Annotated in this window: 17 protein-coding genes; 6 read left to right on the top strand and 11 right to left on the bottom strand. The window is 71.9% G+C overall.

All coding sequences use genetic code 11. The features are described 5' to 3' along the window. Positions 1 to 8: 8 nt before the first annotated feature. The 3 genes from AC54T1_RS01810 to AC54T1_RS01800 form a co-directional block, all read right to left on the bottom strand. Positions 9 to 1,520 carry a SulP family inorganic anion transporter gene (locus tag AC54T1_RS01810; RefSeq protein WP_496910809.1) on the bottom strand — a complete coding sequence of 504 codons (1,512 nt, stop codon included), beginning with the start codon at positions 1,518 to 1,520 and terminating at the stop codon, positions 9 to 11. 43 nt (positions 1,521 to 1,563) lie between these two features. Beyond that, positions 1,564 to 2,466, bottom strand: coding sequence for a hydroxymethylbilane synthase (gene hemC, locus AC54T1_RS01805; protein WP_496911252.1), 903 nt, complete (start codon positions 2,464 to 2,466; stop codon positions 1,564 to 1,566). Between the two features lie 103 nt (positions 2,467 to 2,569). Continuing rightward, positions 2,570 to 3,403 carry an aminoglycoside phosphotransferase family protein gene (locus tag AC54T1_RS01800; RefSeq protein ID WP_496910808.1) on the bottom strand — a complete coding sequence of 278 codons (834 nt, stop codon included), beginning with the start codon at positions 3,401 to 3,403 and terminating at the stop codon, positions 2,570 to 2,572. Between the two features lie 144 nt (positions 3,404 to 3,547). On the opposite strand from AC54T1_RS01800, the gene AC54T1_RS01795 reads away from it, so the two are divergent. Then, on the top strand, positions 3,548 to 4,516 hold the full coding sequence (locus AC54T1_RS01795; protein WP_496910807.1) for an NAD-dependent epimerase/dehydratase family protein: 969 nt from the start codon (positions 3,548 to 3,550) through the stop codon (positions 4,514 to 4,516). Between the two features lie 2 nt (positions 4,517 to 4,518). On the opposite strand, the gene AC54T1_RS01790 is transcribed toward AC54T1_RS01795, so the two are convergent. Next, the gene (locus tag AC54T1_RS01790; protein WP_484343631.1) at positions 4,519 to 5,349 is read right to left on the bottom strand and encodes an alpha/beta fold hydrolase; all 831 of its coding nucleotides are present in this window, start codon (positions 5,347 to 5,349) and stop codon (positions 4,519 to 4,521) included. Between the two features lie 46 nt (positions 5,350 to 5,395). Here AC54T1_RS01790 and AC54T1_RS01785 point away from each other — a divergent pair, with 46 nt between their 5' ends. Beyond that, positions 5,396 to 6,073: a TetR/AcrR family transcriptional regulator gene (locus AC54T1_RS01785; protein WP_484343630.1), complete on the top strand. Its 678-nt coding sequence runs from the start codon at positions 5,396 to 5,398 to the stop codon at positions 6,071 to 6,073. Here the strand turns inward: AC54T1_RS01785 and AC54T1_RS01780 are convergent. The 4 genes from AC54T1_RS01780 to hemE form a co-directional block, all read right to left on the bottom strand. Continuing rightward, on the bottom strand, positions 6,060 to 6,833 hold the full coding sequence (locus AC54T1_RS01780) for an alpha/beta fold hydrolase (RefSeq protein ID WP_496910806.1): 774 nt from the start codon (positions 6,831 to 6,833) through the stop codon (positions 6,060 to 6,062). The two genes, AC54T1_RS01785 and AC54T1_RS01780, sit on opposite strands and share 14 nt — an antisense overlap. 130 nt (positions 6,834 to 6,963) lie before the next feature. Next, the gene (locus AC54T1_RS01775; protein ID WP_496910805.1) at positions 6,964 to 8,043 is read right to left on the bottom strand and encodes a GGDEF domain-containing protein; all 1,080 of its coding nucleotides are present in this window, start codon (positions 8,041 to 8,043) and stop codon (positions 6,964 to 6,966) included. Positions 8,044 to 8,144: 101 nt separating this feature from the next. Further along, entirely contained in the window at positions 8,145 to 9,626 is a 1,482-nt protein-coding gene (locus tag AC54T1_RS01770) for a protoporphyrinogen/coproporphyrinogen oxidase (RefSeq protein ID WP_496910804.1), read from the bottom strand. A 14-nt stretch (positions 9,627 to 9,640) separates the two neighbouring features. After that, a complete protein-coding gene (hemE, locus tag AC54T1_RS01765; protein WP_496910803.1) occupies positions 9,641 to 10,702 on the bottom strand; it encodes a uroporphyrinogen decarboxylase in 1,062 nt (353 codons plus the stop codon). A 57-nt stretch (positions 10,703 to 10,759) separates the two neighbouring features. Between hemE and AC54T1_RS01760 the strand changes: the two genes are divergently transcribed. Beyond that, complete coding sequence (locus AC54T1_RS01760; RefSeq protein WP_496910802.1) at positions 10,760 to 12,154, top strand: glutamyl-tRNA reductase; 1,395 nt, start codon at positions 10,760 to 10,762, stop codon at positions 12,152 to 12,154. A gap of 3 nt (positions 12,155 to 12,157) precedes the next feature. Here AC54T1_RS01760 and AC54T1_RS01755 read toward each other — a convergent pair whose 3' ends face one another. After that, the gene (locus tag AC54T1_RS01755) at positions 12,158 to 12,361 is read right to left on the bottom strand and encodes a GNAT family N-acetyltransferase (protein WP_496910801.1); all 204 of its coding nucleotides are present in this window, start codon (positions 12,359 to 12,361) and stop codon (positions 12,158 to 12,160) included. Positions 12,362 to 12,566: 205 nt separating this feature from the next. Here AC54T1_RS01755 and AC54T1_RS01750 point away from each other — a divergent pair, with 205 nt between their 5' ends. From AC54T1_RS01750 to AC54T1_RS01740, 3 genes are all read left to right on the top strand, one after another. Continuing rightward, on the top strand, positions 12,567 to 14,111 hold the full coding sequence (locus AC54T1_RS01750; RefSeq protein WP_496910800.1) for a methionine--tRNA ligase: 1,545 nt from the start codon (positions 12,567 to 12,569) through the stop codon (positions 14,109 to 14,111). Positions 14,112 to 14,165: 54 nt separating this feature from the next. Beyond that, a complete protein-coding gene (locus tag AC54T1_RS01745; RefSeq protein WP_496910799.1) occupies positions 14,166 to 14,978 on the top strand; it encodes an LLM class F420-dependent oxidoreductase in 813 nt (270 codons plus the stop codon). Positions 14,979 to 15,057: 79 nt separating this feature from the next. Then, positions 15,058 to 15,981, top strand: a complete 924-nt coding sequence (locus AC54T1_RS01740) for a Ppx/GppA family phosphatase (protein WP_496910798.1) — start codon at positions 15,058 to 15,060, stop codon at positions 15,979 to 15,981. Between the two features lie 36 nt (positions 15,982 to 16,017). Here AC54T1_RS01740 and AC54T1_RS01735 read toward each other — a convergent pair whose 3' ends face one another. Next, positions 16,018 to 16,665 (bottom strand): M23 family metallopeptidase, encoded by a 648-nt coding sequence (locus AC54T1_RS01735; RefSeq protein ID WP_496910797.1) that lies wholly within the window; start codon positions 16,663 to 16,665, stop codon positions 16,018 to 16,020. 14 nt (positions 16,666 to 16,679) lie between these two features. Continuing rightward, complete coding sequence (locus AC54T1_RS01730; protein ID WP_496910796.1) at positions 16,680 to 19,061, bottom strand: ATP-binding cassette domain-containing protein; 2,382 nt, start codon at positions 19,059 to 19,061, stop codon at positions 16,680 to 16,682. Positions 19,062 to 19,150 lie beyond the last annotated feature (89 nt).

Here is a 19,150-nt window from a genome sequence, read left to right as displayed (position 1 = left end):
TCGGCGGCTCAGCCGTCGGCGCCGAGCTTCCCGCTGAGCCGCTCGTGGCGACCGGCGCTCACCGGGTCGAGCCCGACGATCGTCGCCGTCTTGCCCTTGGAGGCGTACTTCGTCGTGATGGCGTCGAGCGCCGCGACGGTGGAGGCGTCCCACACCTGCGCGCCCGAGAGGTCGATGACCACCTCGTCCGGGTCGCCCGCGTAGTCGAACTGGAAGACGAGGTCGTTCGACGACGCGAAGAACAGGGCGCCCGTCACGGCGTACGTGCGCACCCCGTCCGAGGTGTCGAGGCACGTCACCTCGGTGAGGTGCGCGACGCGGCGGGCGAAGAGCACGGTGGCGAGCAGCACCCCGGCGATGACGCCGATCGCGAGGTTGTGGGTGGCGACGACCACGACGACGGTCGTCACCATCACGGCCGTCTCCGAGCGGGGCATCCGCCGCAGGGTCGAGGGGCGGACCGAGTGCCAGTCGAACGTCGCGACGGACACCATGATCATCACCGCGACGAGCGCAGCCATGGGGATGATCCCGACGAGGTCGCCGAGGACCATGACGAGCACGAGGAGGAACGCCCCGGCGAGGAACGTCGAGATCCGGGTGCGCGCCCCGGACACCTTGACGTTGACCATCGTCTGACCGATCATCGCGCAGCCACCCATGCCGCCGAAGAGCCCGGTGATGATGTTCGCCCCACCCTGGCCCCACGCCTCGCGCGTCTTGTTCGAGTGCGTGTCGGTGACGTCGTCGACGAGCTTGGCGGTCATGAGCGACTCGAGCAGCCCGACGAGCGCCATCGCGACCGCGTACGGAGCGATGGCCTGCAGGGTCTCGAGCGTGAACGGGACGTCGGGCAGCATGAGCGTGGGCAGCGAGGACGGCAGCTCGCCCTCGTCACCGACCGTCGGCACGTTGAGGTGCGCGAGCGCGGTCACGGCGGTGAGGAGCACGATGACGACGAGCGGCGCGGGCACCGCCGTCGTCAGCCGCGGCAGCCACGCGAGCAGCACGATCGCGACGACCACGAGCGGGTAGACGAGCCACGGCACATCGACGAGGTGGGGCACCTGCGCGACGACGACGAGGATCGCCAGGGCGTTGACGAACCCGACCATGACCGACCGCGGGATGAACCGCATGAGCCGGGCGACCCCCGTGACGGCGAGCGCCACCTGGATGAGCCCACCGAGGATCACGGTCGCGATGAGGTAGTCGAGTCCCTTGTCGCCGTGCTGGGCGACGACGGGCGCGACGACGAGCGCGACCGCTCCCGTCGCGGCCGAGATCATCGCGGGCCGCCCTCCGAGGAACGCGATGGAGATGGCCATCGTCACCGACGCGAAGAGGCCCACCCGCGGGTCGACGCCCGCGATGATCGAGAACGAGATGGCCTCGGGGATGAGGGCGAGGGCTACGACGAGCCCGCCGAGCACCTCCGTACGCAGCCGGCGCGGGGAGCGCAGGGCACGCAGGACGGAATCTGCCTCGTCGGCCTCGGGCGGTGCGACGTGCGTGGGCATGGGTGTTCCTTCGGAAGGGCGAGGGGGATGCGGGGGTCCGCGCTCAGACGAAGTCTGCGGCCCCGAGCGCGAGGAAGTGGTCGGCGACGTCCACCCCGAGCTGCCGGGCGAGGTCGAGGGACGTGTCCGTCACCTCGATGGCAGCCGCGTGCCGCAGCTGCTCGCTGCCGTCCGGGCGGGCGACGACCGCGCGGAGGGTGAGCATGCCGTCGGACACTGTCGCGTACGTGCCCACCGGGGCCGCGCACCCGGCCTCGAGGCGCGCCAGGAGGGCACGCTCGGCGGTGACGGCGAGGTGCGTGGCGCTGTCGTCGAGCGCCTCGAACGCCTCCCGCAGGCCCTCGTCGGTGTCGAGGTCACCCGTGCGGCACTCGACGGCGAGCGAGCCCTGCCCGGGTGCGGGGGCCATGACGGAGACGTCGATGAGCTCGGTGATCGCGGAGCTGCGGCCGAGGCGGTTGAGGCCGGCGGCCGCGAGGACCACGGCGTCGAGGTCGCCGGTGCGCGTGGGGTCGCTGTGGTCGTTGTCGTTCCCGGCCCCGATCCGGGCGAGACGGGTGTCGACGTTGCCGCGGATGTCGAGGATCTCGAGGTCGGGCCGGGCGAGGCGCAGCTGGGCTGCCCGTCGCGGCGACCCGGTACCCACACGAGCTCCGTGCGGGAGGTGGGCGAGGAGCGAACCGTCACGCGAGCACAGGGCGTCGCGGGGGTCCTCGCGCGTCGGGGTGACGTAGGTGAGGCCCTCGAACGGGGCCGTCGGGAGGTCCTTGAGGGAGTGCACGGCGACGTCGCACCGGCCGTCGAGCAGCGCGTCGCGCAGCGCGGTGACGAACACGCCCGTGCCGCCCATCTGGGAGAGCGAGCCGGTGAGGACGTCGCCGTCGGTGCGCACGCGCACGATCTCGATCTCGCGACCGGTGAGAGCGGCGAGCTGGTCGGCGACCATGCCGGTCTGCGTGAGGGCGAGCGCGCTGCCGCGCGTGCCGATGCGGAGCGGTGCGGAGGAGGAGGTGGCGGTCACCGTCCCAGTGTCTCCCGCCGGCCCGCGGTCAGTCGACCGTGCGGCCGTGCCCCGTGGGTTCCGCGACGGTGCGTGCCACCCGTCGTGCGTCGCGCCGGTACATCGCGGCGTGCTCGGCGAGGTCAGCCCGTCCGCTGAGGGCTGCGCGCCGGTCGCTGTACCGGGCGAGGTCCTCGAGGCGCTCGACCATCGTCGCGAGCACCTCGGTGGGCGTCGGCGCGTCGGGCAGGCCGACGCCGTACGCGCTCACCAGCGCCCCGAGCCGCGCCGCGCGGGCGGCCGGGCCCGGGGCGTCGTCTCCGGTGTCCTCGCCGTACGGCACGAGCCGGTAGGCGAGGTAGGCGAGGTCCCACACCCGTGGCCCGGGGGAGGCGGTGTCGAGGTCGATGACACCCACGAGCCGGCCGTCGTCGAACACGAGGTTGTAGGGCGCGAAGTCGTTGTGGCACACGACCTCGGCGGGCTCGTGGGCGGGCACCTGCCAGACGGCGCCCGCCAGGTCGAGGCCGACGCTCGCGTCGTGGATGCGGCGCAGGAGCGCGGCGGCGTCGTGCAGGACGGTGTCCGACCACAGCCACGCGGGCAACGGGTAGTTCGCGACGTCCCCCGCGATGAACGACAGGACCTCCCGGCCGGCGTCGTCGAGCCCGTGCGGCTCGGGGACCTCGAGCACGCCGCGCTCCCGCAGGGCGCGGAGCAGCGCGTGGATGGTCGGGGTCCACGGGCCGGCGGTGCGGCGGACGGTCTCACCGACGCGGACGACGTCGGTGCTGTTGCCACCGGTCAGCTGCTCCTCGTCGAGCGGGCCCGTCGGGGGTGGGGGCGGTGTGTGTGACGGGTCGGTGCGACTGTCGGCGTTCACGTGGTCTCCCTGGTCCTCACCGTCGGTCGACGGGCCTCCATCCTCGCCCATCGGCACGATGACGTGGGCGGTCGGGACAGATGAAACGCGCGCTGTCAGTGGATCACGAGGACCACGCTCGGACTCTGCTGATTCACTGACGGCATGCGACGTGTCTTGGTGCTGGGTGGGACAGGATGGCTGGGACGAGAGATCGTGCGACGAGTGGTCGCGGAGGGCGCTGAGGTCGTGTGCTTGGCGCGGGGAGAATCGGGACAGGTTCCCGACGGTGCTCGTCTTGTGCCGGCTGACCGTCGGTCCCCGACCGCCTACGACGACGTGCTGAGCGACTGGGACGAGGTGATCGAGCTCGCCTACGAACCCGATCTCGTAGAACCGGCGCTCGATGCACTCGCCGAGAGAGCCGAGCACTGGACTCTCATCTCCAGCGTCTCTGTCTACAGCCACAATGACGAACCCGGAGCGGACGAAACAGCGGCCCTGCTGGAACCGACAGACCTGGCCGAGTATCCCGACGCGAAGGTCGCGGCAGAGCGCACCACATCGGCCCGGCTCGGGCAGCGTCTCCTGACGACGCGCCCCGGCCTCATCGTCGGCCCTGGAGACCCGAGCGACCGATTCGGTTACTGGCCGGCGCGACTGGACCGAGGCGGCCCGGCACTGACCCCCACGCCGACTGGACGCTTCGTCCAGGTCATCGACGTCGCTGACCTGGCCACCTGGGTCGAAGCAGCTGGCCGCGCAGGAGTGACGGGTGCGGTCAACGCGGTCGGGGACGTTCACACGATGGAGGACTTCTTCCGAGTCGTTGCTGCGGCGACGGGGTACGACGGGAAGCTCGTCGCTGCGGACGACGAGGTTCTCCGCGCTCACGATGTTCGGTACTGGGCCGGACCGAGGTCCCTCCCGCTCTGGCTACCCATGCAGGATGTCGCGTTCGCACAGCGGTCCGGGTCCGCTTTCCTTGCGTCAGGCGGAACCCTGCGCCCCCTCCACGAGACCGTGACCAGGATGCTCGACGACGAACGGAACCGGGGCATCGATCGCCAGCGGCGCTCCGGCCTCACGGCGGTCGAAGAAGCCCTCGTCCTGGAGGCGCTGTCGTCGTGCTGAGGCTATCGCGGTGTGGGACCTGCGAGACCACCGCGCTCCTGTGCCGCAACCCCACCGCCTAGGTGATTCACGAGGCTGGCGAGCCGGCCAGGGGCTTCGAGGTGTGCCAGGTGCGCCTGCCCGGCCAGCTCGTGCACGACGCCGCGCGGGGTGCGGCGAGCCACGTCGTCGAAGGTGGTGCCGTACGGAGCTTGATGGCGATGCCGTTCACCCACGATGAGGTCGATCCGTGCGGCTGCTCGTGCGAGCTCCTCGAGATCGGGTGCTGCGTTGATCGCGCGCGTCTCGTCGTAGAGGGGGGAGGCGACCTCTCGTAGTCCGGCCCAGACCTCGCTGTGAGATCGCAGCGACGCGATGGCCTCGTCGGGCATGCGGGCCACGCGCCCGAGCGCGACCGCGACGCTCCGGTCGAGGTCACCGGCGTCCTGAGCGGCCTTGAGTGCGGGCAGCGCCGTTGCCCCGAAAGGAGCCATGACGGGTTCGTAGGCGATGAGGTGCGGAACGGTGATCTGGTCGGCGAGGTGCATGGAGATCAGTCCGCCATAGCTCCAACCGAGCAGGGTGCGCACATCGGAGAACTGACTCACGACCGCTTCAGCGTCACGCACCTCGGTCTGAAGGTCGTACGTGCTCGTCAACGGGCCGGAGGGCTCCCGTCCGCGCCGGTTGACGACGGCGACGGTCTCCCAGCCTTCCAGGCGCTGTGCCACCCCGGACCAGTCCGCAGCATTCGCCATAGCTCCCGGGATGATCACGATCGCCGGTCCGTCGGCCTCCCCCCACACATCCACGGTGATCCAGCTGCCGTCGACCTCGACTCGTTTCTGCATCATCTGCTCCACAATTGAATACTGGAGCGGGCGCTCTAGAATTGTCAACATGGCACCCAGACCCGTCGGCCGCCCACGCACGTTCGACCGCGACACCGCTGTCCGGCAGGCGGCTCACTTGTTCTGGAGACACGGCTTCTCGGGGACCTCGACCCGCATGCTCACTGCCGCGCTCGGGGTCTCGAGCTCGAGCCTCTACGCCGCGTTCGGCACGAAGGCGGGGCTCTTCGACGAGGCGGTCCGGACCTACGCGCTGCGCTACAGCGCGATCTACGACCGGGCGCTGCGGGAGCCGACGGTGTGCGGCGTGATCGAGCGGCTGCTGCATGACTCAGTGGCGGAGTTCACGCGCACCGACGAGGGACAGCCGGGCTGCCTGACGAGCAGCGCAGTCATGGCCGATACCTCTTCCACCCTCGACGTCCGGACGTTTGTCGCCGAGCTCCAGAGATCAGACGAGGCTCGCCTACGCGGTCGCCTCGAACAGGCCGCGCGCGATGGCACTCTCCCGGGGGAGGCCCCACCCTCGCAGGTGGCCGAGCTCGTGCAGACACTCTGGCAGGGCCTGTCCACCCGGGCCGATCTGGGCGCTTCCAGGGAGCAGCTCACCCGTGCCGCCGACCTCGCCGTCGCGCTCATCACGGGCCTCATGCAGAAGACGGCGCCCGCTGCGCCTCCACCGATGAGCGAAGAGGGTCCGGAGGGGACCCGTGTCAGCGCGCGGTGAGGAATCCGCGTAGCGCGGCGGACCACTGCTCGAACGCGTCCAGGTGTGCGTCGTGCGATGCGTCCGTGAGGTCGACCCGGGTGGCGTTCTTGCCGCGACCGACGAACTCGGCCTTCTGTTCGTCGGTGAACATGCCGCCGTCGGCGTAGACCACCAGCGTCGGCGCGGTGATGCTCTCCCACTCGCTCCAGCGCGGCACCGCCACCTCGGAGATGGCGCGCACCATCACGTCGGCGTCGAATCGCGGGTACAGCCCGTCCTCGCGCTCCTCCAGGTCGGCCACCCACGCCTGCGCCAGCGGGCCGTCGCCCAGCGATTCGCGTGCCTCCTTCCGGCTGGCGAACGGGACCGCCCAGGACCGGAAGAAGTCACCGAGAGCGGCGTGGTCTTCCGCCGACCCGTTGCCTTCGTTGCCTTCGAGGAGCACGAGGCGGCGCACGAGATCCGGACGTGCGGCCGCGACGAGCATCGCGGTGTGGGCGCCCATCGACTGGCCGACGAGGTCCACCGGCTGCGATTCTTCCGCTTCGATGACCCGGGCCACGTCGTTCACGAACGCCGCGCGCGACGTGTCCGCCGGCACGCGCGTACTGGACCCGTGGCCGCGCTGATCGATGAGGATCGCCCTCCGTGGAGCCAGCGCACGGGCGCTCGGGACGAGCTCGCGGCCGCTGCCGGCCAGCCCGTGCAGGATGACGACCGCCGGGCCTACCCCGTCAACGACCACGTACGCGATCGTCGTGCCGTCCTCGACCGTCACCGCGCGCCGCGTCTCACTCACCTGGGGGACTGTACAGCGGCAGAAGTGAGCGCCCGACAGACGATCATCTGCGGACCACGGCCGATGTCAGTCGTCGATCAGCGCCCACGTCCGACCCGGCCCACGGCCGTCAGCCGACGACGCGCTCCCGGTCGTCGGAGGGCACCATCGTGAGCCGGTTCCGCCGCGGGACGTGCACGTTCACGTCGTCCTCCGCCTGCTCGCGCAGCCCGCGCGACCGCTTCATCTTGTAGAGGTCCTCATCGGCCTCGACGAGCGCCGCGGCACCGTCCGATCCCGCGGGCAGGGCAGCGACGCCGTACGACACCGAGCACACGCCCGACACCCCCTCCACGAGCCGGGCCGCGACCTTGCGGGCCGCTGTCGGGTCGGTCGCGGGGAGCACCACGGCGAACTCGTCGCCGCCGATCCGGGCGAGCACGTCCTCGAGGCGCAGCTCCGCGCGCCACCGTCGAGCGCACCGCACGAGCGCGGCGTCGCCGGCACTGTGGCCGAGGGTGTCGTTGAGGACCTTGAAGTCGTCGAGGTCGAGCACGATGATCGAGCCGCCGACCTTGGTCCGGGCGGTCGTCCGACCGAGCGTCGCGAGGTCGCTCTCCAGCGCCCGCCGGTTGGCGCACCCCGTGAGCGGGTCGCTCACGGCGATCTGGTCCACGGACTCGAGGAGGTTGCGGACCACGCCGGCCACGACGAGGCACGTCACCATCGTGGACGCCCAGCCGATGAGGAGGGCCCCGTCCTGGTGCGGGAGCACGGCGGCGAGGTAGCAGAGGAACACGAAGGCCATGTGGGCGTTCCGGGACCAGCGCGCCATGTACGCCGCAGCGAGCACCACGGGCCAGATGTACGTGGTGCCGGCCGTCGCGAAGAAGTGCTCGCCGTCGACGGACACGAGGCCCGCAGTGATCGAGAGCGTCCCTGAGGCCAGCAGCACGTGCGCGGCGCGGGCGCTGATCTCGGGGGTGAGGCGCCAGAGCATGACCCCGACGAAGAAGCCGGAGATGGCTCCGGGGAGGATCGCGACCGACCCGTAGGCACCGGATCCCGGGGTGGCGAACAGCAGGACGGACACGCACGAGATGCCGAGGAACATGAGGACGAGAGCGCCCAGCAGGCCGGGGCGGCGTGCACTGAGGCCCGCTCGCGTCTCCGTGCTGCCGATTCGGTTGCCGGCCCGGTCATGTCCCATGGCTGTTCATCGGCGCAGACACGCCGCCCATGACGGCGACGGCGGGTGAATCTGGGTACGACCGGGCGTTCCGCCCACGTCGACCAGCCGGTGCGGCCTGGTCAACCGGCCGGTCGGGCCAGCGCGTCGGCGGCGGCGCGCGCGTGCGGCACGACGGCGGCCAGCCCCGTCCCGGCGACCCACGCACCGGTGAGCGCGATCCCGGGCAGGGTCCGGACCTCGTCCTGCAGTCGCCGGACGCGCTCGCGGTGCGCGGGCGTCGGGGGCGGGAGGGCGTCGTCCCACCGGGTGACGAGCGACGCGCGGAGCTGTGCGCGGGACAGCGGCTGGCCGTAGAGGACCGCGGAGTCGGCTACGGCCTGAGCGACGAGGGCGCCGTCGTCCAGCCGGTCCGTGCGGCCGGCATCGTCAGTGGTCGTGCGGCCGTAGCTCAGCCGCACCACGTGGTGGCCGGCGCCGAACGTCACCCGGACGGCCTCGCTCAGCCACGGCCACTTCGCGGTGGCGTGCGTCGTCGCCTTGGCAGCCACTCCCGCACCGGGCGCGGCGAGCACCCCGGTGCCCCGGGGGGCACCGTCGAGGGCTGGGGCGTCGAGCAGGAGCGTGACGAGGGCGATGTCAGCTCCGCGCGGCGGGGCGGCTCCGGTGACGTCGACGATGCCGTCGAGCAGGCGTGCGGCGGCAGCACCCGACGTCGCGACGACGACGCGGGGGGTGCGGATCTCCTCGCCGTCGCTCGTGCGCAGGAGCCAGTCGGTGCCACGCTCGAGCGCGACGACCGCCGAGCCGGTGCGGACCTCGCCCGCCGCGGCCACCTCGGCCACGAGTGCCTCGACGAGCCGGTGCATGCCACCGGCGATCCCGGCGACCGCGGAGCCGGGCGGGGCCTGGGCGCGCAGGGCACGCACGGCCGCGGTGAGAGACCCGGTGCGGTCGTAGGCCGCGAGCAACCCGGGGGCGACGGAGTCGACGGCGAGCAGGGCGGGATCCGTGGAGTGCACGCCGCCAGCGACGGGGGACACGAGGCGGTCGAGCACCCGCCGACCGAGCCGGGACCGCACGAGGGCGGCGAGGTTCGACCGGTCCACGCGGGAGGCGGGCAGGACGCCGTCGAGCGCGGCCCGCGCAGCCCCGCCGAGCCCGAGGGCCCGCCGTGCGTCACGCGCCCACGGGTGCCCGGGGATGCCGAGGACGCCCGCGCGCGGCAAGGGGTAGGCGCGACCCGCCGCGTACCCCCACGCGCTGCGGTCGCTGGGCGGCACGACGTCGAGGCCGAGCTCCTCGACGAGGGCTGCCACCGTCCCGCCGCGGACCGCGAACGACTCGGCGCCGACGTCGACCGTGACGGAGCGGGACGTCGCCCGCCCGCTGGTGCCCGCTGCGTCCGTCGGGGCGTCCGTGGGGGACTCGACGGACAGCGTCCCGCCCGCGAGGTACCCGCCGCACCGCTTGCCAGCCTCGAGGACGAGCGGGCGCAGGCCGCGTGCGAGGAGGGCGTGTGCGGCGACGAGCCCCGCGACACCGCCACCGACGACGACGGCGTCCGGGCCGGTGGACGAGTCAGCGGGGGGCGGCGTGGTCACGGGAGCGGAGCGATCTACAGCGAGTGGACGAGCTCGACGACGCGGGTGAGCACCGTCGGGTCCGTCTCGGGCGGGACCCCGTGCCCGAGGTTGACGACGTGCGCCGGGGCGGCGCGTCCGCGCTCGACGACGTCGCGCACGTGCGCCTCGAGCACCGGCCACGGGGCACCGAGCAGGGCGGGGTCGATGTTGCCCTGCAGCGGGGTGGTGCCGCCGAGGAGGGTGTTCGCCTCGTCGAGCGGGGTGCGGTAGTCGATGCCCATGACGTCCGCGCCGACGTCGCGCATCGCGGGCAGCAGGTGCCCGGTGCCGGTGCCGAAGTGCACGACGGACACGGGCAGGTCCGCGACGTGCGTGAGCGCCCGGGCCGACGACGGCGCGACGTGCGTCTCGTAGTCGGCGAGGCTGAGGCTGCCCGCCCAGGAGTCGAACAGCTGGGCGGCGCTCGTGCCGGCGAGGACCTGCGTGCGCAGGAACTGCCCGGTGATGTCCGCGGCCCACGTCGTCAGACGCTCCCAGGACTCCGGGTCGGCGTGCATCATCGTGCGAGCCGCGAGGTGGTCGCGCGAGGGACGACCCTCGACCATGTACGCGGCGAGGGTGAAGGGCGCACCGGCGAACCCGATGAGCGGCGTCGACCCCAGCTGGGCGACGGTGAGCGCGACGGCCTCGCGGATCGGCGCGAGCGCCTCCTCGGTGAGGGACTTCTCGACGAGGCGGTCCACCTGCTCGGGGGTGCGCACCGCTTCCCCGAGGACGGGGCCGACGCCGACGACGATGTCGACGTCCACGTCGGCGAGGCGCAGCGGGATGACGATGTCGGAGAAGAAGATCCCCGCGTCGACCCCGTGGCGGCGCACCGGCTGCAGTGTGATCTCGCTCGCAAGAGCGGGCTCCAGGCAGGACTCGAGCATGCCCGTCCCCTGCCGGATCTCGCGGTACTCGGGCAGGGACCGACCGGCCTGCCGCATGAACCAGACCGGCGTGATCTCGGGCCTCTCACCCCGGTACGCGCGCACGAGCGGGGCGTCGGTGGTGCGGCCGTCGACGAGGGGGTGGGAGGAGGGAAGGTTCACTCTCCTGATTCTGCCTTTGCCTGGCGCGAATGATTAAATCGAAGAGCTGTGGTTCTCATGTCGATGACCGCCAGCCACCATGAGCTTGACCTCGAGGCGCTCGAGCAGCTGTCATCCGGCGCGCACTCGATGGGTAAGTCAGCCGTGCAGGCTTGCGAGATGATCACCGGTGCCGTCGTGCTCGCGACGTGCAACCGGTTCGAGGTGTACCTCGACGTCGCCGAGCGACCCTCCCAGCCGGTCTCCGAGCGCGACCTCCAGCACGCCGCGAGCGAGATCGCCGGCCTCATCGCCGAGCAGTCCGGGGTGAGCAAGGAGGCAGCGTCCTCCGCGTTCACGGTCCGCAGCGGCAACGACGTCGCCGCCCACCTCTTCTCCGTCGCGTCCGGGCTCGACTCGATGGTCGTCGGGGAACGCGAGATCGCCGGTCAGGTGCGCCGCGCCCTCGACGCCGCGCACGACGAGCGCATCACCAGCCCCCGGCTCGAGCGGCTCTTCCAGCGCGCGTCACGCACCTCCAAGCGCGTCGGGCACGAGACGCACCTCGGTGCCGACGGACGGTCTGTGGTGTCGGTGGGCCTCGACCTCGCCGAGCCGAGCCTGCCCGCCTGGCGCCAGGCGAGCGTCGTCGTCGTCGGCACCGGCGCGTACGCGGGTGCGAGCGTCGCTGCGCTGCGCGCCCGGGGGTGCACCGAGATCTCGGTCTACTCGGGGTCCGGGCGGGCGCAGCAGTTCGCCGCGGACCGCGGCATCGACGCGGTGACGGACCTCGTCGAGGCGCTGGGCGCTGCGGACCTCGTCGTCTCCTGCAGCGGTGCCGGGAGGCGCGGTCGCGCTCCGGGCGACGCGCCCGTTGCCGAGGGCCCCGAGGCCGGCATCCTGCCGGGCGACACGTCCGCGCTCGAGTTCATCCTGCACACCGCCGCCATCGTCACCGCCCGTGAGCGCGCCGCGCAGCGCATGGGCGACGACATCGTCGAGCGTCCCCTCGTCATCCTCGACCTCGCGCTGCACCGCGACGTCGACCCGAGGGTCGGGGACATCGACAACGTCCTGCTCATGGACCTCGGGACGATCCGGGCGCACGCCCCCTCGACGAGCTCGCAGCCCGTCCGGGTGGCGCGGTCGATCGTCGCCGAGGCCGTCGCGGACTTCGCCGACCGCGAGGCCATGCGGTCCGCGGACCGGGTCATCGTCGCCCTGCGCGAGCGCATCGAGTCGGAGCTCGCCACCGAGATCGCCCGCTCGGCCCACATGTTCTCCACGGCTGCCGACGCCGCCGCGCACGAGAAGTCGCTGCGCCGCCTCGCCGGAGCGCTGCTGCACCGCGGCATCGTGCGGGTCCGCGACGCCGCCCGCAGCGGGGAGTCCCTCGACGCCGTCGCGTTCGAGGCCGCCCAGATCGTGTCGCTGCGGTCCGCCCGCGAGGGGCGCACGGACGCCGCGTCCTGACCATCAGGTTGCCGTCGCCCCGCGGTCCTCGGCCACGAGGTCCTTGGCGTACCAGCGGTCGGAGTACGGCTCGTCGTTGAACGCGGCGACCTGAACGAACCCGAGGTGCTCGTACAGGGCGCAGGCCTCGGCGAGGTCCGCACGCGTGTCCAGTCGGACGGTGCCGATCCCGCGGGCGCGTGCGATCTCCTCGAGCCTGGTGACCAAGTCCTTCGTCGTCCTCCGGGGGAGGCGATACCCTCCTCGGATGACTGCCACGCGTGCTGCGTCGATGATGCCCCTCCACCAGGGGGATTGATCCGCGCGCACTCGTGACGCTCAGGCCCTCGCTCTGCGGGGGCCTCTTCTGTTTCCGGACCTCCGCCAGCGCCCGCGGTGCCCCTGTGGCACCTCACCTGATGGAGGACACACCATGCACGACCTGTACATCACCACCTCGATCCCGTACGTGAACGGCACCCCGCACCTGGGCCATGCCCTCGAGCTCGTCCACGTGGACGTCCTGGCCCGGCACCGTCGACGTCGTGGCCGTGCTGTCCGCGTGCAGTCCGGGACCGATGACCACGCCCTGAAGAACGTCAGTGCCGCGGCCCGCGCGGGCGTCGACGTGGCGGATCTGATCCGTGTGAACGGGGACCGGTTCGTCGAGCTCACGGCAGCGCTCGGAGTGAAGACCGACGACTTCCTGCGGACGAGCAGCGACCCGCGGCACGCGCCCGGCGTCACCGCCGTGTGGAACGCCTGCAGGGATGCGGGTGACCTCTACCAGCAGAACTACGTCGGCCTGTACTGTCCGGGCTGCGAGCAGTTCTACGCCCCGGACGAGCTCACCGACGGGCTGTGCGCGGAGCACCGGGCCCCGGTCCAGGAGGTCACCGAGACCAACTGGTTCTTCCGCCTGTCCCGCTACCGCGCGACGATCGCTGAGCTCATCACGACCGGGACGCTCGTCGTCGAGCCCCAGCAGCGGCGCAACGAGGTCCTCGGCTTCCTCGCCGGGGAGGTGCGCGACCTCTCCGTCTCCCGTCCGGCCACGCGTGCCGGCGGCTGGGGCATCCCGGTCCCCGGCGACCCGGAGCAGGTCGTCTACGTGTGGTACGACGCCCTCGTCAACTACCTCACCGGCCTCGGCTACGGCAGCAGCGACGCCGAGTATCAGCGCTGGTGGGTCGGCGACGTCGAGAAGACGCACGTCGTCGGGAAGGGCATCGCCCGGTTCCACGCCATCTACTGGATCGCCTTCCTGCTCTCGGCCGGCCTCCCGCTGCCGACACGGGTCCTCGTGCACGACTACCTCACCGTGGGCGGGACCAAGATCGCGAAGAGCGGGGCACAGGCCGCGGACCCCGCCGCTGTCGTGGACACCTACGGTGCGGACGCCCTGCGCTGGTGGTTGCTTCGTGAGCCAGCCCCCGTCGGGACGACGGACTACACCGACGAGCGCCTCGTCGCCTGCTACAACCGGGACCTGGCGCACACGCTGGGAAACCTCGCCTCGCGCACCCTGGCCCTCGCTGGCCGGGACCGACAGTGGGCCCCGGGAGCGGTCGCCCGCGTCGGCCACGAGCTTCGATCGGCTGCTGCTGCGCTGCCCGACGCCGTCGACGCCGCCCTTGCCCGGTACGACATCCGGGCTGCGTGCGAGGCCGTGGTCACCCTGGGTGAGCAGGGCAACCGGTTCATCGAGAGCGAGGCGCCGTGGCGCCTGGCGAAGGCCGCGGACGCGGGAGATCCCGACGCGGCTGCCAGGTTCGAGGCCGTCATCGACACGCTGCTGCACGCCTGCCGCGTGGTCGCGGACGAGCTCGAGCCGTTCGTCCCCGACGGCTCGGCCCGCCTGCGCCGGGCGTTGACGGCAGCGCCGGGCACCCCGGCTCCCGCCTTCCCACGCATCCTTCCCACGACAGGTCGCCACGCGCTGCCCGGGCGGGAAGGATGTGGCCCGGACCACTGTTGAGCATCACGGGCAGGCGTCGCTCTGCCCCCCGCAACCATCGATCGGAGCCGACACATGGCCGCACCGCACCGTCCCGTCCGCATCGGCGTGCAGATCGCACCCCAGCACGCGCCCTACGAGAAGATCCGCGACGTCGCGGGCGAGCTCGAGGACCTCGGCGTCGACATCCTCTTCAACTGGGACCACTTCTTCCCGCTCAGCGGCGAGCCGGACGGCCTGCACTTCGAGTCCTGGACGATGCTCGCCGCGCTCGCGGAGCAGACGAGCCGCGTCGAGCTCGGCGCGCTCGTGAACTGCAACAGCTACCGCAACGCGAACCTCCAGGCCGACATGGCCCGGACGATCGACCACATCAGCGCCAAGGGCGGCACTGGGCGGTTCATCTTCGGGACGGGGTCCGGCTGGTTCGAGCGCGACTACGACGAGTACGGCTACGAGTTCGGCACCGCCGGTGCCCGCCTCAATGCCCTCGCTGCGGCCATGCCCGTCATCGAGGACCGCTGGTCGAAGCTCAACCCGGCGCCCACCCGGAAGATCCCCGTCCTCATCGGCGGTGGCGGCGAGAAGAAGACCCTGCGGATCGTCGCGCAGCACGCCGACATCTGGCACAGCTTCAGCGACGCCGCGACCCTCGAGCGCAAGCTCGGCATCCTCGCCGAGCACGGCCGCGTGGTCGGCCGCGACGTCTCCGAGATCGAGATCTCCACGGAGATCGGCAGCAAGTCCGTCAGCGAGATGGACGAGCACCACGCCCTCGGTGCCACCCTCTTCACCATCGGCATCTCCGGCCCGGACTACGACATCTCGCACGTCGGCGACTGGCTGGCCTGGCGCGACGCGAAGAACGCGCAGCCCACCGAGGGGTAGTCGACGAGTCACCCGGCCGTCCGAGCGGCGGCCGTGGGCGTCGTCGTCCGTCGATCCCGCGGCGCGTTAGTGTGCGGTCGTGCGTCTGGGAGTCATCGACATCGGTTCCAACACCATCCACCTCGCGGTCGTGGATGCCGTTCGTGGTGCCCGGCCGGTGCCCGCTGCCTCGCAGCGCACGGTCGTGCGCCTCATGCGGTTCCTCGACGACGACGGCGCGATCAGCCCCGAGGGCGTCACCGCGCTGGCGGACGCCGTGACGAGTGCCGTGGAGGGGGCCCGTGCCCATGCGGTCGACGAGGTGATCGCGATCGCGACCTCGGCCGTGCGCGACGCGACGAACGGCGCGGAGGTGCTCGTCCTCCTCGAGCAGATCATCGGCGCGCCCCTGCAGGTCCTGCCCGGGGAGTCCGAGGCCCGGCTGACGTTCCTCGCGGTCCGCCGGTGGTACGGGTGGGGCGCGGGCAGGCTGCTCGTCCTCGACATCGGGGGAGGGTCGCTCGAGGTCGCCGCCGGGACGGACGAGGAACCGGAGGTGGCCCTGTCCCTCCCGCTCGGCGCCGGTCGCCTCACCCGTGCCCACCTGCGGCACGACCCGCCGGGGCCCCAGGAGATGTCCGAGCTCCGAGAGGTGGTGCAGCGCGAGCTCGAGGCCGTGCGGAAGGCGTTCGCCGACCAGCCAGCGCCCGACCACGTGGTGGTGACCTCGAAGACGTTCCGGTCCCTCGCGCGGCTCGCTGGCGGCGAGGTCGAGACCGTCGGGCCCGTGGACGCGTGGCGCATGCGGCGGGCGGACCTCAAGGGCTGGGTCGGACGCCTGGCGGCGATCCCTGCCGGGCAGCGCGAGTCCCTGCCGGGCATCACCGCCGAGCGCACGCACCAGATCGTGGCTGGCGCCGTCGTGGCGCACCAGACGATGAAGGCCCTCGATGTCGACGAGGTCGAGGTGTGCCCGTGGGCGTTGCGCGAGGGTGTGCTCCTGCGGCGGCTCGACCACATGTGACGCCACCGCTTCTGGTGGGGTGGGCACGGTCCTCGTTCAGCGGACCCGGGGTCCCGTGGCGTCGACGATCTGACCGTTGCGCGGGAGCCCGCCCGGGAACGTGATCGGCACGGCGCGGGCCGCCCGGAGGTCGCCCCCCGCTGTGCCGTCGGGCTCGTGGATCGCCTGGACGTGGACGTGGGGTTCGGTGCTGTTGCCCGAGTTCCCGCACCGTCCCAGTGGGTCCCCGGTGCGGACGACCTGGCCGGGCCGGACCTCGACGCTGCCGCGCTGCAGGTGGCACACGGCGACGATGATGCCGTCGCGCCCGATCATCACGTGGTTGCCCGCGAGGTCCAGCCAGCCCGCGGCAGCACGGCGCCCCTGGGTGAGCGCGTAGCCGATCGACGGCAGCCCGCGGTACGCCGGGTGGTCCGGTGCCTCGTCGTGCACGGTCGTGACGGTGCCGTCCACGGGCGCCAGCACGGGGCGCCCGAAGCCCGGGAACCGGCCGGGCGGCTCGCGGCGCACCAGGGTCGCGAGGGAGATCGGCGCGGTGCGGCCGGCGTCGTCCACGGGGACGAAGTCGATCGCGTACGACGTCCCGAACAGCGTGGTGCCGTGGCTGGGCACGCGGTCGGCCGGACTGTTCTGCGTCAGCCACCGCCCGAGGAAGGGGTACTCCAGGTCGACTGCGCGGACCACCGGTCGCCTGCTCCTCAGCCGCCGACGTACGCCGCGAGGTGCTGGCCCGTGAGGGTGGAGCGGTCGGCGACGAGGTCCGCAGGCGTCCCCTCGAACACGACCCTCCCGCCGTCCTGCCCGGCACCGGGACCAAGGTCGATGATCCAGTCCGCGTGGGCCATGACCGCCTGGTGGTGCTCGACGACGATCACGGACGTCCCGCCGTCGACGAGCCGGTCGAGCAGACCGAGCAGGTGCTCGACGTCGGCGAGGTGCAGGCCGGTGGTCGGCTCGTCGAGGACGTAGATCCCGCCCTTCTCGGCCATGCGCGTCGCGAGCTTGAGGCGCTGGCGCTCGCCGCCCGAGAGCGTCGTGAGCGGCTGACCGAGACTGAGGTAGCCGAGCCCGACGTCGTCGAGGCGGCGCAGGATGGTGTGCGCTGCGGGGGTGCGGGCCTCGCCCTCGCGGAAGAACTCCTCGGCCTCCGTCACGGACATGGCGAGGACCTCGCTGATGTCCCGGCCACCGAACTGGTACTCGAGGACGGATGCCTGGAACCGCTTGCCCTCGCACTCCTCGCACGTCGTCGCGACGCTCGCCATCATGCCGAGGTCCGTGAAGACGACGCCCGCGCCGTTGCACGTCGGGCACGCGCCTTCGGAGTTGGCGCTGAACAGCGCCGGCTTCACGCCGTTGGCCTTGGCGAACGCCTTGCGGATCGGCTCGAGCAGCCCCGTGTAGGTGGCGGGGTTGCTGCGGCGCGAGCCGCGGATCGCTCCCTGGTCGACGGTGACGACGCCGCTCCCGGGCGGGATCGAGCCGTGGATGAGGGAGCTCTTGCCGGACCCGGCGACGCCGGTGACGACGACGAGCACGCCGAGCGGGATGTCGACGTCGACGTCCTGGAGGTTGTGCGTGCTCGCACCGCGGATCTCGAGCGCACCGGTCGGTGTCCGCACGGACGGCTTGAGGGTGGCGCGGTCGTCGAGGTGCGTCCCGGTGAGGGTGCCGCTGGCCCGCAGGCCCTCGACGGTCCCCTCGAAGCACACGGTGCCCCCACCTGTCCCGGCCCCCGGACCGAGGTCGACGACGTGGTCGGCGATCGCGATCGCCTCCGGCTTGTGCTCGACGACGAGGACGGTGTTGCCCTTGTCCCGCAGGCGCAGCAGCAGGCTGTTCATCCGCTGGATGTCGTGCGGGTGCAGGCCGACCGTCGGTTCGTCGAAGACGTACGTGACGTCGGTGAGCGACGAGCCGAGCTGGCGGATCATCTTCACGCGCTGCGCCTCGCCGCCGGACAGGGTGCCCGAGGGGCGCTCGAGCGAGAGGTACCCGAGCCCGATCTCGACGAACGAGTCGAGGGTCGCGCGCAGCGACTCGAGGAGCGGCGCGACGGACGGCTCGTCGAGCCCCGCGACCCAGGTCGCCAGGTCGGTGATCTGCATCGAGCTGGCGTCGGCGATGTTCACGCCCCCGATGAGCGACGACCGGGCGAGCGCGCTCAGGCGCGTCCCGTCGCACTCCGGGCAGGTCGCGAACGCGACGGCCCGCTCGACGAACGCACGGATGTGCGGCTGCATGGCGTCGACGTCCTTGGACAGGAACGACTTGCGGATCTTCGGGATCAGCCCCTCGTACGTGACGTTGATGCCGTCGACCTTGATCTTCGTTGGCTCCTTGTGGAGCAGGGCGTCGAGCTCCTTCTTGGTGAACTTCTCGATCGGCTTGTCGGCATCGAAGAACCCGCAGCCCGTGAAGATGCGCCCGTACCAGCCGTCCATCGTGTACCCCGGGATCGTCAGGGCACCCTCGGTGAGGGACTTCGAGGCGTCGTACAGGGCCGTGAGGTCGATGTCGGACACCGTGCCGCGGCCCTCGCAGCGTGGGCACATGCCACCGGTGACGCTGAAGCTGCGTCGCTCCTTGACGGTCTCCCCGCCCCGCTCGATCGTCACGGCACCCGCACCGCTGATGGACGCGACGTTGAAGGAGAACGCCTGCGGTGACCCGATGCTGGGTTGCCCGAGGCGGCTGAAGAGGATCCGGAGCATCGCGCCCGTGTCCGTGGCGGTGCCGACCGTCGAGCGCGGGTCCGAGCCCATGCGCTGCTGGTCGACGATGATGGCCGTCGTCAGACCCTCGAGGACGTCGACGTCGGGCCGTGCGAGGGTCGGCATGAATCCCTGCACGAACGCGCTGTACGTCTCGTTGATCATCCGCTGCGACTCGGCCGCGATGGTGTCGAACACGAGCGAGCTCTTGCCCGATCCTGACACCCCTGTGAACACCGTCAGCCGGCGCTTCGGGATCTCGATGCTCACGTCCTTGAGGTTGTTCTCCCGCGCCCCGTGCACGCGGATGAGGTCGTGTGCGTCGCCCGCATGCACTGCGGCCTGCTGGTCCGTGCTCGTGGCCATGGTTGATTCCCGCCGATCCGTGAGGGGGTCGTCCTCGCTGCCCGGCCCAGCATCCTGCACCCGGCTCCTACCCGTCCAGGGGGAGTGAC

The sequence above is a fragment of the Sanguibacter sp. Z41_6 genome (genome assembly GCF_059621145.1).
Note: the sequence above shows the minus strand (reverse complement) of the source record. Positions and strands in the feature narration are given on the sequence as shown.